General features: G+C 72.0%; 16 protein-coding genes. 10 read left to right on the forward strand and 6 right to left on the reverse strand.

Annotated features, from left to right (window positions below; genetic code table 11):
* Positions 1–6: 6 nt before the first annotated feature.
* Entirely contained in the window at positions 7–819 is an 813-nt protein-coding gene (locus tag A6035_RS15610) for a PaaI family thioesterase (protein WP_108848684.1), read from the reverse strand.
* Positions 820–904: 85 nt separating this feature from the next.
* Here A6035_RS15610 and A6035_RS15615 point away from each other — a divergent pair, with 85 nt between their 5' ends.
* The 5 genes from A6035_RS15615 to A6035_RS15635 all read left to right on the forward strand — a co-directional run bounded on the left by A6035_RS15615 (position 905) and on the right by A6035_RS15635 (position 6,873).
* Entirely contained in the window at positions 905–2,371 is a 1,467-nt protein-coding gene (locus A6035_RS15615) for a sensor histidine kinase (protein WP_108848685.1), read from the forward strand.
* 11 nt (positions 2,372–2,382) lie between these two features.
* Positions 2,383–3,822: a sensor histidine kinase gene (locus A6035_RS15620; RefSeq protein ID WP_235026647.1), complete on the forward strand. Its 1,440-nt coding sequence runs from the start codon at positions 2,383–2,385 to the stop codon at positions 3,820–3,822.
* The gene (locus tag A6035_RS15625; protein ID WP_108848686.1) at positions 3,819–4,568 is read left to right on the forward strand and encodes a response regulator; all 750 of its coding nucleotides are present in this window, start codon (positions 3,819–3,821) and stop codon (positions 4,566–4,568) included. The genes A6035_RS15620 and A6035_RS15625 overlap by 4 nt, the downstream gene beginning before the upstream one ends.
* Before the next feature lie 149 nt (positions 4,569–4,717).
* On the forward strand, positions 4,718–5,599 hold the full coding sequence (locus A6035_RS15630) for an ABC transporter ATP-binding protein (protein WP_108848687.1): 882 nt from the start codon (positions 4,718–4,720) through the stop codon (positions 5,597–5,599).
* The gene (locus A6035_RS15635; protein WP_108848688.1) at positions 5,596–6,873 is read left to right on the forward strand and encodes an ABC transporter permease; all 1,278 of its coding nucleotides are present in this window, start codon (positions 5,596–5,598) and stop codon (positions 6,871–6,873) included. The genes A6035_RS15630 and A6035_RS15635 overlap by 4 nt, the downstream gene beginning before the upstream one ends.
* On the opposite strand, the gene A6035_RS15640 is transcribed toward A6035_RS15635, so the two are convergent.
* Positions 6,839–7,546, reverse strand: coding sequence for a response regulator transcription factor (locus tag A6035_RS15640; RefSeq protein WP_108848689.1), 708 nt, complete (start codon positions 7,544–7,546; stop codon positions 6,839–6,841). The genes A6035_RS15635 and A6035_RS15640 overlap by 35 nt on opposite strands.
* A gap of 12 nt (positions 7,547–7,558) precedes the next feature.
* Positions 7,559–8,398, reverse strand: coding sequence for a serine O-acetyltransferase EpsC (epsC, locus tag A6035_RS15645; RefSeq protein ID WP_108848690.1), 840 nt, complete (start codon positions 8,396–8,398; stop codon positions 7,559–7,561).
* 105 nt (positions 8,399–8,503) lie between these two features.
* Between epsC and A6035_RS15650 the strand changes: the two genes are divergently transcribed.
* Entirely contained in the window at positions 8,504–8,827 is a 324-nt protein-coding gene (locus tag A6035_RS15650) for a putative quinol monooxygenase (protein WP_108848691.1), read from the forward strand.
* 92 nt (positions 8,828–8,919) lie between these two features.
* On the opposite strand, the gene A6035_RS15655 is transcribed toward A6035_RS15650, so the two are convergent.
* A complete protein-coding gene (locus tag A6035_RS15655; protein WP_108848692.1) occupies positions 8,920–9,738 on the reverse strand; it encodes a DUF1906 domain-containing protein in 819 nt (272 codons plus the stop codon).
* Positions 9,739–9,893: 155 nt separating this feature from the next.
* Between A6035_RS15655 and A6035_RS15660 the strand changes: the two genes are divergently transcribed.
* Positions 9,894–10,844, forward strand: a complete 951-nt coding sequence (locus A6035_RS15660; RefSeq protein ID WP_108848693.1) for an SDR family NAD(P)-dependent oxidoreductase — start codon at positions 9,894–9,896, stop codon at positions 10,842–10,844.
* A gap of 75 nt (positions 10,845–10,919) precedes the next feature.
* Here A6035_RS15660 and dapA read toward each other — a convergent pair whose 3' ends face one another.
* The gene (dapA, locus tag A6035_RS15665; RefSeq protein ID WP_108848694.1) at positions 10,920–11,807 is read right to left on the reverse strand and encodes a 4-hydroxy-tetrahydrodipicolinate synthase; all 888 of its coding nucleotides are present in this window, start codon (positions 11,805–11,807) and stop codon (positions 10,920–10,922) included.
* A gap of 116 nt (positions 11,808–11,923) precedes the next feature.
* Here dapA and A6035_RS15670 point away from each other — a divergent pair, with 116 nt between their 5' ends.
* From A6035_RS15670 to A6035_RS15680, 3 genes are read left to right on the forward strand one after another with little or no spacing between them, the layout of a single operon-like run.
* Positions 11,924–12,232, forward strand: coding sequence for a hypothetical protein (locus A6035_RS15670; protein WP_108848695.1), 309 nt, complete (start codon positions 11,924–11,926; stop codon positions 12,230–12,232).
* A gap of 12 nt (positions 12,233–12,244) precedes the next feature.
* Positions 12,245–13,654 carry a hemolysin family protein gene (locus A6035_RS15675; protein ID WP_108848696.1) on the forward strand — a complete coding sequence of 470 codons (1,410 nt, stop codon included), beginning with the start codon at positions 12,245–12,247 and terminating at the stop codon, positions 13,652–13,654.
* Positions 13,647–14,747, forward strand: a complete 1,101-nt coding sequence (locus A6035_RS15680) for a hemolysin family protein (RefSeq protein ID WP_108848697.1) — start codon at positions 13,647–13,649, stop codon at positions 14,745–14,747. Before A6035_RS15675 ends, A6035_RS15680 begins: the two co-directional genes overlap by 8 nt.
* On the opposite strand, the gene A6035_RS19225 is transcribed toward A6035_RS15680, so the two are convergent.
* A complete protein-coding gene (locus A6035_RS19225) occupies positions 14,744–14,869 on the reverse strand; it encodes a hypothetical protein (RefSeq protein WP_268817666.1) in 126 nt (41 codons plus the stop codon). The genes A6035_RS15680 and A6035_RS19225 overlap by 4 nt on opposite strands.
* Between the last annotated feature and the right edge of the window lie 6 nt (positions 14,870–14,875).

Raw genomic sequence — 14,875 nt, forward strand, 5'->3', positions numbered from 1 at the left:
AACCAACTATCGACGGCCGTAGACGGTGACCGTCGCCACCGCGCTGACCCGTCCGCGCTCGTCCCGCGTGGTGACCTGCGAGATACCCCAGCTCCGCCCGTCGTGCAGCACCTCGGCCCGGATCGTCACCGGCTGCACCAGCGGGATCTGCCGGACGTACCGCACGTCCAGCGAGGAGGAGCTGACGTCTCGCTCGTGCGGGAACACCGCGGCGCCGACGACCTCCGCGGCCGCCGCGAACACGCCCCCGTGCAGATTCCCCAGGGGATTGGCGAGCGTCGGCTCCGGCGCGATGACGCCCTCCACCACGCGGCTGCCGCCCGGGCCGTCGCCCCGCTCGCTCAGCGTCAGACACAGCACCTCGGTCAGCGTCCCCGGCTCGAGCGCGGACGGCCACGGCGGCTCGTCGTCATATCCCTCCGCGTCCACGCCCGCCGCGAACTCCATGGTTTTGACCAGTCCCGAGGCGATCACCTCGCCGTCGTCGTCGACGACCTCACCCCGCGTGGTGAGGCAGTGACCGTCGTGTCCCAGGTGGTCCGCGCGGATACCCAGGCCGGTCGACCCCTCGCGCGGCGCGCCGATCAGATCCAGGCGCAGCTCGGTGGTGACGGTCCACTTCCCGCTCGGGCGGCGGCGGTGGTTCTCCGCGCCGAGCCCCGAGTCCACCAGCACGGCCAGGCCGCCGGTGGCGAAGCGACCGGACGGGTCGACGAACTGGTCCGAGACCGGCTGGTGCCAGTTCACCGTACCGTCCGGGTTCTCACTGAACGTCAAGCCGAGGCGAGGCTCGGGGCCGTTGTGCTGCGATTCTCTCACCCGGCGACGCTAACACGTGTTCTAGTCGCGCCCCCGGTCCGCGTTCCCGCCCGTCCGGGTCCACGGCGCACCGCACAATGGAGGCGTGCCGCTGACCCCCGAGGCCCTGACGACCCCCCGCCGCTGGCCCATCCGCGTCGCCACGACGGTGATCGCCACCGCGATCGTCATGCTGGTGCTGGCTCTCGCGGCGGGCGGTGCCTGGTTGCTGCTGCGCTCGGCGGTGCACGGCGCGATCGACTCGGCGGCGCGCGACCGCGCGGTCGACGTGGCGTCCAGGCTCGCCGCCCGCGGCCCGCAGGCCTCCCTCGAACTGGTCTCCGAACCGCTGTCCGGTGTGGACCTGGTCCGGGTCGTCGCACCCGACGGCCGCATCCTGGCCGGCCAGGTCACCCGCGGGCTCGAGACCGTCCCCGCCCTGCCCGTCCCGGCTCCCGGCGATATCCTCCGTCGCCAGGTCGACGCCCCCGACGGCACCGACCTGCGGGTCACGTCCGTCGGCGTGGACATGCGCGGCGTGACGTTGGCCGTGGACGTCGGCACCGACAGCGACCGGTACGACACCGTCCTGGCCGCCGGCGCGGTGCTGTTCCTGTCGTTCGTGCCCGTCGCCGGACTCGCGACCGCCGGGTTCGTCTACTACGCCATGGGCCGGGTGCTGCGGCCGGTCGAGTCGATCCGCTCCCGCGTCGCCGAGATCTCCGTCTCCGGTCGCGGCGAGCGGGTGCCCGTCCCGGAGGCCGAGGACGAGATCGCGCGCCTGGCCCGCACCATGAACGCGATGCTCGCCCGCCTCGACGCTGCCCGCACCGCCCAGGTGGCCTTCGTCGGCGACGCCTCCCACGAGTTGCGCAGTCCGCTGTCCACGCTGTCCACCATGCTCGAGCTGGCCTCCACCTCCGGCGCCCCGGTGGACGTCGAGACCGTCGACGAACTGCTACTGCCGGAGGTGGAGCGGATGCGCGCGATGGTCGAGGACCTGCTCCTGCTGGCCAAGAGCGACGAGCGCGGGATGCCGTTGCGGCGCGACGATGTGGACCTCGACGACGTGGTCCTGTCGGAGGCCGCGCGCCTGCGCGGCCTCGCCGGCACCGGTGACGCGGGCGGTCTCGAGGTGGCGGTCTCGGTCGAGCCCGCGCGACTGGTGGGCGATCCCGACGCCCTCCAGCGCGTCGTGCGCAATCTCGTCGACAACGCCCGCCGACACGCGCGCGAGCGCGTGGCGCTGTGCCTCACCGTCGACCGGTCCGGCGCCGGAGCCCCGCGGGCCGTGATCATCGTCGACGACGACGGCGAGGGCGTTCCCCCCGACCAGCGGGAATCGGTCTTCGATCGCTTCGCCCGCCTGGACGCGGACCGCGCGCGGGGCACGGGCGGGTCGGGGCTGGGCCTCGCGATCGTCTCCGAGATCACGCGGACCCACGGCGGCTCGGTGCGGGCGGAGGACGCGCCCGGCGGAGGCGCGAGGTTCGTCGTCGAGCTGCCGGTCGAGCCGCTGGACGAGCCGGGAGACGAACCGGATGGCGAGCCGGGCCGTCCGGCCACCGGATAGGCTCACCTTTCGTGTGGGACCGTCTGAACCGCCTGTTCGACGCCGAGGACGCATGGGTCCGCCCCCTGCCGGAGCACTACCTCCGCGCCGACGCGGTCCTCGCCCTGGTGGTGTTCGCGTGCTCGGCGGTCGGCGTGGAGATCCTGCGGAGCATGGGGGTCCTGGCCGACGAGAGCGCGCCGGTCTGGGCTCAGTACCTGGCCATGGCCAGCGTGGCGGCCCTGCTGGCGGTCCGCCGCCGCTTCCCGCTCACGACCGGTCTCGGCGCGACCGCGCACCTGTTGGTGGTCGGCAGCGTCATGCCCCTGGTGATGGGCCAGGTCTCGCAGCAGGTGCTGTACTTCGTCGCGGTGTACTCGGCGGTCTCCTGGGCCCGCGACCGGCGGGCCCTCATCGGCGTCGCCGCGGGCATCACCGCCGCCCTGGCGGTGTGGATGGTCTGGTACGCCGCCCTGGGTTCGGGGATGCAGCAGATTCTCGACGCCGTGGACGACGTCGACCGCTCGAGCGGCCTCCTCCCGCCGGTCCCCGCCTATCTCCTGTACACCGTGCTGATCAACATCGTCTACTTCGGCGGGGCGACCGCGCTCGGCATCGCCTCATGGCGCGGCGCCCGCCGTCGGCATGACCTCACGGAGCAGGCCCGGACGATCGAGAAGCAGGCAGAGGCCCTGCGGGATCGGGCCGTCGTGGAGGAGCGTCTGCGCATCGCCCGCGAACTGCACGACGTGATCGCCCACCACGTCGCGGCGATCGGGGTCCAGGCCGCCGCCGCGCGCCGGGTCATGGACCGCGATCCCGACGCCGCCGCGGGCGCTCTGCGCACGATCGAGGACTCCTCGCGCTCGGCCGTCGCGGAGATGCGGGCCCTGCTCGGCGCGCTCCGGTCCGCCGACCCGGGGTCCCGCTCCGAGGGCGACGCGTCCCGGTCCACGGGCGACGTGTCCCGGGCCGCCGGTCACGGGCTCGCGGACGTCGCGCGGTTGGCCGCCTCCCATGACACCGCCGGCTTCTCCACCACCTTCTCCGTGGCCGCCGACGCCGGGCATCCGCTCGAAGAGGTCCCGTCGGTCATCGGCCTGTCCCTGTACCGGACGGCCCAAGAGGCGCTGGCCAACGTCCGGCGCCACTCCACCGCCAACCGTGCCGGTGTCGTGCTGCGCACCGGAGAGGGCCCTGACCGCACCCCGTACGCGGAAGTCGAGGTCCTCGACGACGGGCGGCCGCGCACCGGGACCTCGGGCAGCGGTCTCGGCCTGCTCGGAATGCGGGAACGGGTCCGCTCGCACGGCGGGGAGTGCGAGATCGGCCCGCGGGTGACCGGCGGCTACCGCGTCCGCGTGCGGCTGCCGTACCGGCCGGACACCGACGGCGACGGGTCCCATAGCGGCGGCGATGGCGGCGGCCGCAGCACCGACAACGGCGGCCACATCAACAGCGGCGGGGAGTGACCATGCCCGGGACGAACGACCGACCGCGCGCCGGCAGCGAGCACACCGACGAGGCCGCCCGCGCCGGCGTGCTCCGTGTGCTCGTCGTGGACGATCAGGCGCTCATGCGCTCCGGGTTCTCGATGATGCTCGGCGTCGAGCCGGACATCGACGTCATCGGCGACGCGGCGGACGGTGCGACAGCCATCGAGATGTGCCGCCGCCTCCGTCCGGACGTCGTGCTGATGGACGTCCAGATGCCGGGGACCGACGGCATCGCCGCCACGGAGATCATCACTGGCGAGCACCTGGCCAAGGTCCTCATCCTCACCACCTTCGACCGCGACGACTACCTGTTCGACGCCCTACAGGCCGGCGCGAGCGGCTTCCTGCTCAAGAACTCCGACCCCGACGACCTCGTCGACGGTATCCGTGCGGTGGGCCACGGCCACGCCCTGCTCGCGCCCGAGGTCACGCGCCGGGTCATCGAGCGTCTGGCTGCCCCGCCCCCGACAGAGGACGCTCCGGATGCCGAGCGGCCGAGGTCGCGCGCGTCCGCGCTCGCCGTGCTCACCGCACGCGAGACCGAGGTGCTGCGCCTGGTCGCGCGGGGGCTGTCCAACGCCGAGATCGCCGACGAACTGGTGGTGGGCGAGGCTACGGTGAAGACCCACGTGTCGTCCTGCCTGGCCAAGCTCCACCTGCGCGATCGCGTCCAGGCGGTGGTCTTGGCCTACGAGGTCGGCCTCGTCCACCCCGGCGACTGATCCCGCCCGGTCCCTTCCTCTCGAGCAGCCCTCCTTCTTGAGGAGGAGATCCCTCCGCCGCCTTCCGCGCCGAATCATCCCGTGGGCTGATCCGCCGACGTGCGTCCCGGGCCTAGCGTGAGCAGTACACCGGCGCCAGGGAGGGCACGATGCTCGGAGTCAACGGACTGACCAGACGATTCGGCGACAACCTCGCCGTCGACGGCGTGACCTTCGAGGTCCCCGCCGGGGCGATGACCGGCTTCGTCGGCGGCAACGGCGCCGGCAAGACCACCACGATGCGCATGATCATGGGCGTCCTCCAGCCCACCTCGGGAACCGTGACGTGGGCGGGTCGCGAAATCACGGTCGCGGACCGGCGCACGTTCGGCTACATGCCGGAGGAGCGGGGGCTGTATCCGAAGCAGCCGATCCTCGACCAGCTCGTCTACCTCGGCCGGCTGCAGGGCCGTAGCGCGGCGGGCGCCAAGCAGACCGCGCTCGACCTCCTCGACCGGTTCGGCCTGGGCGAGCGCACGGGCGACAAACTCGAGTCGCTCTCACTCGGCAATCAGCAGCGCGTCCAGATCGCGGCCGCCGTCATCGGTGAGCCGGAGTTCCTCGTCCTCGACGAGCCCTTCTCCGGCCTGGACCCGGCCGCGGTGGACTCCATGGTCGACCTCCTGCGCGAGCACACCACCCGGGGCGTGCCCGTCCTGTTCTCCTCCCACCAACTCGATCTCGTCGAGCGGCTCTGCGACCAGCTCGTCGTCCTGGCCCGAGGGCTGGTCGTGTCGACCGGGACCGTGTCCGAGCTCCGCAGCCGCGGCCGGGTGCTGCACCGCCTCGTCGTGGGCGGGGACGCCGGCTGGGTGCGTGCACTGCCCGGCGTCCACGTCGTGGACGTCGACGGCCCCACCGCACTGCTCGAACTCGAAGGACCCGGGAGCACGGACCTCGTCCTGCGTGAGGCGATGGCCCGCGGCAGCGTCAGCGAACTCGCCCGGGTCGTGCCCAGCCTGTCCGACATCTACCGCGAGGTGACCTCATGACCACCACCCCCCTCACACGACGCCCGTCGTCGGCCGACCACGAGGACGCCTCCACCGGGCCCCGCTCCACGGACGCCGCATGGCGGATCGTCGCCGGGCGCGAGATCATGGTCAAACTCCGCGACCGGAACTTCATCATCTCCACCCTCACGACCATCGCGATCTTCATCGTCGCGTTCGGGGTGTCGTTCCTGCTGGGCGGAGACGACGGGGAGAAGCGGATCGCCGTCGTCTCGGGCGACGCGGTGACGATCGTCGAGCAGACGAACGCGCGGGCCGACGCCGCCGACGGCGAGGACACCGACTCCTCGGCGACCGCGGGCGCGCCCACCGTGCGACTCGAGACCGAGCAGGTGGCGGATCCCGCGGCGGCCGAACAGGCGGTCCGCGACGGCGACGTCGATGCGGCCCTGCTCGGCGAGCAGGGGGCGTGGACGCTCGTCGGCTCGGACGGCGTCGACTCCGACATCGCCGCCGCGGTCAGCGCGACGGTGGCGGCCGATGCACTCGAGCGCAACGCCGCGGCCGCCGGGACCACCGTCGCCGATCTCACGGCGGGCTCGATCGTCGAGGAGCGTCTCCTCGAGGCCGACGGGGCGGACGACGAAGGGATTCAGGTGATCGCCGGGTTCGTCTTCGTCTTCCTCTTCTACATGGCGGCGATCCTCTTCGGTTACGCCATCGCCAACAGTGTCGTGGAGGAGAAGCAGTCGCGGATCGTCGAGATCCTCGCCGCCGCCATCCCGCTGCGGCAGTTGCTCGTCGGCAAGGTCGTCGGCGCCACGGCTCTCGCCCTGGGGCAGATGGTGATCTTCGTGGCCATCGGCCTGATCGGCCTCAGCTTCACCGACTACGCCACCCTGCTGCCGTCGGTCGTCGGCGCGGCGGTCTGGTACCTGGTGCTCTTCGTCATCGGCTTCGTCGCGCTGGCGTGCCTGTTCGCCGTCGCCGGTGCGATGGCCACCCGCGCCGAGGACGTCCAGACCACCACCTCGCCGCTGCTCACGGTCATCATGGTCGTGTTCTTCGGAGGCCTCTTCCTCCAGGACACCTGGCAGGTCATCGGTTCCTACGTGCCCATCATGTCGACGGTGACGATGCCGATCCGCCTGGTGGCCGGCACCGCGTCGTGGTGGGAGCCGGCCGTCGCCACCGTGATCACGCTCGTCACCGCCGCGGTCATCATCCGGATCGCCGAGCGGGTCTACCGCCGGTCGATCATGCAGACCGGCCGCAAGCTCACCTACCGCGAGGCGCTGTCCCTGAAGGAGTGACCTCGCTGTCGACCAGCCGGTAGCCCTGGCCGCGGACGGTCTCGATGGCGTGGGCACCGAACGGGGTGTCGATCTTGCGACGCAGGTATCCGACGTAGACCTCGACGATGTTGTCGTCCCCGTCGTAGGCGGAGTCCCACACGGCACGCATGATCTGCGCCTTGGACACCACCTGGTTGCGATTACGGATGAGGTACTCGAGCACCGCGTACTCCCTGGCGGTCACGCTGATCCGGGTGTCGCCCCGGCGGACCTCCCGCGCGGCGGGGTCCACGACGAGGTCGCCGGCCTCGAACGTGGCGGGGCGTTCGGGTGCGCCGCGGCGCACGAGGGCCCGTAGCCTCGCCTCGAGGACGACGAACGAGAACGGCTTGACCAGGTAGTCGTCGGCTCCGAGGTCGAACGCGTCGGCCTCGTCGTACTCGCCGTCCTTGGCGGTGAGCATGAGCACGGGGGTCCAGATCCCGCCCCGCCGCATCTCGCGGACCACCTCGTACCCGCTGCGGCGCGGCATCATGATGTCCAGCACGACGACGTCGAAGTCGTCGCCGCAGACCATCTCGAGACCGGCCTCGCCGTCGGGGGCGGTCTCCACGGACCACCCGCCCGCGGCCAGGCCGCGGCGCAGGCTCTCGCGCAGAGCCGGCTCGTCGTCGACCACCAGAACCCGCATCGGCTCGCCGCCCTAGGCCCGCGGGTCGATCTCCTGGTCCATCCGCTCGGCGGGGACCAGTGAATCCGCGTGCCGGCGGACGACCTTGGCGGGCACACCCGCCACGGTGGTGTGGGGCGGGACCTCGTGCAGGACGACCGAACCGGCGGCGACCTTCGAGCAATCGCCGACGCGGACGTTGCCGAGCACAATCGAGCCCGCCGAGAGCAGGACACCGGAGCCGATCTTGGGATGCCGGTCGCCGTCCTCGTTCCCCGTGCCGCCGAGCGTGACGCCCTGGAGGATCGAGACGCCGTCGCCGATCGCGCAGGTCTCCCCCACGACGATGCCGGTGGCGTGGTCGACGAGGATGCCCGAGCCCACGCGCGCGGCCGGGTGGATGTCCATCGCGAACACCTCGGAGATCCGGCTCTGCAGGAACGACGCGGCCATCACGCGACCGGAGTTCCACATCTCGTGGGCCACGCGGTGTACCTGGAGGCCGAGGAAACCCTTGGCGAAGAGATAAGGCACCAGGTAGTTGGGGTACGCCGGGTTCCGCTCGTAGCTCACCACGAGGTCCGCGGCCACGGCGTCGAGGACGTGGGGGTGCTCGACCAGGACCGCCCGGATCTCCTTCTCCAGGACGTGGCGGCCGATCTCGGGCGTCGCGATGCGGGACGCGGCGATCCTCGCCAGGGATTCACCGAGGTCGTCGCACCCGTCGATGAGATCCAGGACCAGCCCCGCGATCAGCGGTTCGTTCCGGCTCGAGCTCGCGTCGAGCGACAAGCGGTTCCAGACGGCGCGGACGGAGGAGTCGGCCTCCGCCTGCGGGACGCACGGGTTCTCGATGCTCAGCTCGATGGTCACCTGATACAGGGTAGGCGTGTGCGGCGACGCGGGGCGAGTCACGGCCGGATCGCCCGGGCCGAGCCACGCCTCGACGCCCCTCGCCGGGCCCGGCAGGATGGGGACATGATCCTCATCAACGTGCGCTTTGACGTGAAAGAAGAATTCGCCGACTCCTGGCTCGACATCACCCGGGAGTTCACCGAGGCCACCCGCGCCGAGGCGGGCAACCTGTGGTTCGACTGGTACCGCTCGCCGGAGTCCCCGAACACCTACCTGCTGTGCGAGGCGTTCCGCGAGGGTGACGCGCCGGTCGAGCACGTGAAGTCGGACCACTTCCAGCATTTCACGGGGTCAGCCGCCCAGTACCTCGAGCGCACGCCGCGCATCATCAACACCACGGCGGAGGGCGATCAGTGGGGCACGATGGGCGAGATCACCGTCGAGTGACCGCCGCCGGGTAGCCGTGCGCCCCGGCCTCACCGGCCCGCGAGATCGCGGACGCGGACGACGCCGGGGCGAGCGGCACCGCCGCCGGTGGATCAGATGGAGCTACCGAGGGCCGACTGCGCGAGCGCGAGCGGGTCGATCGGCCACCACTGGCCGTAGTCCAGCGCGTAGACGCGGTTGAGGTCGGACACCACGCCGCCGACGGTGACCTGCTGGCGGACCGGCAGCTGGTGGATCGTCGCGGCCGGGTTGAGCCGCCCGCCGGAGCCCCAGTCGTGCTGCCAGAAGTACTGCCCGAGGCCGATCTGGCGGCACCAGTCGATGGTCGGGGCGTTGGCGTACACCCCCAGCTTCATGCCGGACCCGTGCAGGTGGGCGCGCCAGCGCTCGAGGTACGGGCGGATCTGGTGGTCGAACTGCCACCGGGTGGGGTTGTCGTCGATCGCCACGTACATCGGCACGCCCGACGGACCGCCGGCGTCGCGGTGGATGCGGATGCCGATGGGCGCGTGGTGATCGCCGGCGCCGGCGCCGCCGTGCCAGTCCGCGGTCTCGGCGCGACCGTACTGGTAGCAGGAGACCATGTTGAGTCCGTGGGCCCGGAAGTCGTCCACCTCGCGACGCCGCAGCGGCTTGCCCGTCATCCAGGCCGAGTTAGGGCGCTGGTTGGAGCAGTACCGCACGGCGCCCATGTGGCCGGCCGCGCGGACCGACGCCGCCGACGGCGGACCGGAGGCGTAGTCGAGCAGCGTGCCGACCGGGACCCCGGCTCCCGCGCCCGGCAGGGCACCGATCTCGGCGGGGATGGAGGACTGCGCGCCCACCGCGGGGGTCAGGCCCGCGGCGATGGCGCCGGCCCCGGCCGCGCTGAGGCCTGCGCGACGGAGGAAGGATCGGCGGTCGAACGTCATGGAGGTACTCCGGCATCTCGAACGGTGAGGGAGGCGTGTGGCCTGTGGGACTCACGCACCCGACGAGTGTGTCACAAAGAGATCGCGGATGATATCCCCGCGTTACCACAGGAGAGCACCACCGCACGGCAGGCGCGGCTGGTTGACTGATCTTCATGACACGATCCCGCAGATGGTCCCCCGTCGACATCTCCGACCAGACCGGGCGGACGTTCGTGGTGACCGGCGCCAACGGGGGCATCGGGCTGGCCACCACGGCCGCGCTCACCGCCCGCGGTGCCCGGGTCGTGATGGCCTGCCGGAATCTCGAGAAGGCGGAAGCGGCACGCGCGACCCTGCCCGGGGTTTCGCGCGAGCGGGCGGAGGTGCGCCGACTCGACATGGCCGATCTGGACTCCGTCGACGAGTTCGCCGCAGCCATGCGGGCGGAGGCCGCGGCGCCCGACGCGGCGCCCGACGCGGCGCGGTCCGGTGCCGGCCGGGTCGACGTCCTCATCAACAACGCCGGCGTGATGAACATCCCGCACGCCCGCACGGCGCAGGGCCACGAGATGCAGTTCGGGGTCAACGTCCTCGGCCACCACGCGCTCACCCTGGGTCTCGAGCCGATCCTGACGGACCGCGTGGTGTGGCTGGGCTCGCTCGCGCATCTGATGGGGCGGATCGACACCGACGACCTCGGCATGGACGCTCGCGGCTACCGGCCGATGGCCGCGTACGCGAACTCCAAGCTGGCGTGCATCATGCTGGCCTACGAGTGGCAGCGACACCTCGAGCGGGCCGGCGGCGGCCTCCGCTCGGTCGCCGCGCACCCCGGCTACACCGCGACCGAACTCATCCGGCAGAGCGGCGACCCCGTCGCCGACCGGTTCTTCGCGCTCGGCAACTCCCTCACCTGGGCGGGCCTGTCGCCGGAGATGGGCGCACTGTCGGTGCTCTACGCCGCGACGGCCCCCGACGTGCCCGGCGGCGCGTTCGTCGGGCCGGACCGTCTCGGTGGCCTGCGCGGCCATCCGCATCTCACCCGGTCGAGCCGCCGTTCGCACGACCGGGCCACCGCCGCCGCGTTGTGGCTGCGGTGCACCGAGGCGGCGGCGTTCCGGTAGCCGGCGCGCGAGGGGCGACGACGGCGAGGTCGTCGCGCGCCCCGTGGTGACCGTGGTGGGCCGGGGCCCGGTGGGTCAGTTCAGCCCGGCGGCGGCCAGCCCGTCGCGCAGCTTCGCCTGATGCTCGGGCGGCCCCTGGAGGAGCGGCATGCGCAGTCGGTCCGAGCCGATGAGACCGGCCATCTTCAGCGCGGCCTTGACCTGGATGGCGCCCTGCGAGGTGTGCATGATCGCGTCCACCGCCGGGATGAGGCGCGTGTGGATCTCGCGGGCCCGCGGCAGGTCGCCCGCGTCGACGGCGTCGATCATGGCCCGGTAGTCGTCGCCGGCGACGTGGCCGACCACCGAGACGATCCCCGTGGCACCGAGCGCGAGGAACGCCAGGTTGAGCACGTCGTCACCCGAGTACCAGAGCAGGTCGGTCTCGGCCATGAGGCGGCTGGCCTCGAACAGGTCCCCCTTGGCGTCCTTGACCGCCCGCACGTGGGGGATCTCCGCGAGCCGACGGATGGTGTCGGTGGCCAGCGCGGTCCCGGTGCGCCCCGGGATGTCGTAGGCCATCACCGGGCGGTCGGCGGCCTCGGCGATCATCCGGAAGTGCTCGACGATCCCGTGCTGTGTGGGCTTGTTGTAGTACGGGGTCACCACGAGCAGGCTGTCCGCACCCCTCGCCACCATCTCGCGGGCCGCGCGCATGGAGTGCTCGGTGTCGTTGGTGCCGCATCCGGCCATGACCTGCACGCGGTCGCCGACCGCCTCGACGACCGCGGCGACGCTGTCGTAGTCCTCGTCGTCCGTGGTGGTGGCCGACTCGCCGGTGGTGCCGTTGACCAGCAGACCGTCGTGGCCGTGGTCGGCGAGATGGACCGCGAGTCGCTGCAGCGCGTCGAAGTCGATCGAGCCGTCGTCGTGCATGGGGGTCACCATCGCGGTGATGACCCGACCGAAGGGATTGTCCGACATGGGCACCAGACTAAGGCACACCTGTGACGCCGCGAGAGCCCGACGGGCCGTGGCGGACACGGCTAGGGTCGACACCACAGAAGCGACACCACGAACCACGACACCCGGAGGCGACCGTGACCGACTCGACCCGACCCGAGAACGACGCCCGCGTGCCCGACGAGTCGCCGGAGGAGCTCGGCAACACCGTCGATGGCTCCGGCGCCGGTGACGGGAGCACCACCCGCGGCACCGACGAGGAGGGCCGCGCCCCGGCGTCCCGGCCCTCGACCGCCGGCGACACCGGGCACGCCTCCGGCGACGAGGCCACCGGCGCGTCCGGAGAGAGCTCCGCCGACAGGGCCGAGCAGTCGAAGGTGTACCGGACCCCCGAGCAGCCGAATCACGCCGTCGGCGGCTCCGACGGCACGGCCGACGGTCAGTAGCCCGGTCGCCCGGTGACCGTCGCACTCCTCCTCACGCTGGCGCTGGTCCTGCTCATCGCAGCGAACGCGCTGTTCGTGGGGGTCGAGTTCGGGTTCCTCACAGTCAACCGGGACGACGTCCGCGCCGCCGGCTCGGAGGGCGATCGCGTCGCCGCGGCCCTGGACTCCTCGCTCTCGAAGACCTCGACGAACCTGTCGGGGGCCCAGCTCGGCATCACGGTCAGCAGCCTCGTGGCGGGATACCTCACGGGCCCTTCCGTCGGGGAACTGCTCACCGGCGCGTTGGGCCTGTCCGGAATGCCGGAGGCCGCTGCCCGCGGTATCGCGATGACGGCGGCCTTCGTCGTCGTCACCTTCCTCCAGATGGTCTTCGGCGAGCTCGTCCCCAAGAACTGGGCCATCGCCGCACCCATGCAGGTGGCGAGACTGGTCGTGCACCCGCAGCGCACCTTTATGACCGTGTTCGGGTGGCTGGTCACCGCCCTCAACGCCTCGGCCAACCAGGTGCTGCGTCTGCTCGGGTTCACCCCGACGGAGGAACCGGGTGATGCCCGCTCCCCCGAGGAGCTGCGCGCGTCGGCGGCGCGGTCGGGACGCGAGGGCGTGATGGACCCGCACACCGCCGAGCTCGTGACCCGGTCGATCTCGTTCGGCGAGCACCGGGCGGCCGACGCGATGGTGCCCAGGCCGCTGGTGACGTTCCTGCGCGACCACAGTGCGCAGGACCTGCTGGACACCGTCGCCGCGACCGGCCGGTCCCGCTTCCCCGTCCTCGGCGGGACCGTCGACGAGGTGGTGGGCGTCGTCCACTACCGCCAGGCGCTGGCCGTGGACCCCGATGAGCGGGACCGCACGCCGGTGCGCGAGATCGCCGCCGAGCCGACCGTGGTCTCGGAGATGATGACCCTCGATCCCCTGATGCGGCTGCTGCGGCAAACCGATCTGCAGATGGCGGTGGTCGTGGACGAGTTCGGCGGCACCGCGGGGATCGTCACGCTCGAGGACCTGGTGGAGGAGATCGTCGGCGAGATCGACGACGAGCAGGATCGCGCCTCCCGCACCCACGAGCGGATCGACGACGACACGGTCCTGGTCGGCGGAATGATGCGGCCCGACGAACTGGGCGCGATCCTGCGGCTGGAGGTCCCCCCGGCGGGCGCCGCGTCGACCCTGTCCGGGGTGCTGTCCGAATCGGCGGACCGCCTACCCGAGGTCGGTGACGAGGTCGAGCTGGAGGCCCACGACCACGAGCACCGCGACCGTGACGACCTGCCCACCCGGGCGCGCGTACGGCTGCGGGTCGAGACGGTGAGCGACTACCGGGCCGAGCGGCTCCGGGCCACCGTCCTGCGCGGCGAGCCCGACGAGTCCGCCGACGCGGACCAGCGCGGCGACGCGGGGACGGAGGAGTCCGATGAGTGACGGCGTCGCGATCCTGGTGCTCGCGGCCCTCCTGCTGGGCAACGGCTTCTTCGTGGCCGCCGAGTTCGCGATGGTCTCCGCGCGCCGCGACCACCTCGAGCCCCGCGCGGCCCGGGGCAGCATCCGCGCCCGCTGGTCGCTGCGCGGCATGGAAAACGTGTCGCTCTCGCTGGCCGCCACGCAGCTCGGGATCACCGCGTGCTCCCTCCTCATCGGCGCCGTCGGCGAGCCCGCCATCGCGCACCTCATCGAACGGCCACTGGAGTGGCTGGGGGTGTCGACCGGGTTCGCACACCCCATCGCGCTGGTGATCGCCCTGCTCATCGTCACGTTCCTGCACATGGTGCTCGGCGAGATGGTGCCCAAGAACATGGCGATCGCCCGGCCGGCCGCCGCCGCGCTGCTACTCGGTCCGGTCCTGCGGGTGTTCGTCCTGGTGTTCCTGCCCGCCATCTGGCTGATGAACAAGACCGCCGACCTCGTCGTGCGCCACGTCCTACGCGTCGAGCCGAAATCCGAGGTGGACACCACGGTCACGGTGGATCAGATGCGCGGGATGGTCGCGGCGTCAGGGGAGTCGGGCCTCCTGGACGAGGACGAGACCTCGCTCATCGCGGGCGCGCTGGAGTTCGACCACATCACCGCGGCGGACGTGCTCCGGCCCCTCGATGAGGTCGACGCGGTCGATGCGGACCTCACGACCGGCGAGGTGCAGCAGCTGTGCGTCCGCACCGGGCACTCGCGGTTCCCCGTTCTCCGCGACGGCCGGTACGTGGGGTACGTCCACGTCAAGGACGTCCTGGCCGACGACCCGTCCCGCCCGCTGCGCCCGGAGCGGATCCGCCGGCTCGGATCGGTGTCGCCCGACACGCCGCTGGACGACGTGCTGGCCGCCATGCAGCGGGCGCGGGCGCACCTGGCGATCGTCGACGGCAGCGGCGATGGCGCCGCGGGCGACGACCACGCGTCCGGCCCGTCGGGCTTAGTCGTGCTGGAGGACGTGCTCGCCCGACTCGTCGGCGAGGTCCGCGACGCCACCCCGCAGACCGATCAGACCCTGCCGGCCGCCCGCCAGAGCTCGTCCGGCCCCTAGCGGACCTTGTCCGGATTCGTGTCGAGCACGCGGCCGAGAGTGTTGTCCACGAGGATCTGCGTCACCCCGGCGTAGGTGGCCACACTCACTCGAACAGTGGCGATCAGCGCGTTCTGCAACATCCTCAA

Source organism: Dietzia lutea (assembly GCF_003096075.1).
Classification (GTDB): Bacteria; Actinomycetota; Actinomycetes; order Mycobacteriales; family Mycobacteriaceae; genus Dietzia; species Dietzia lutea.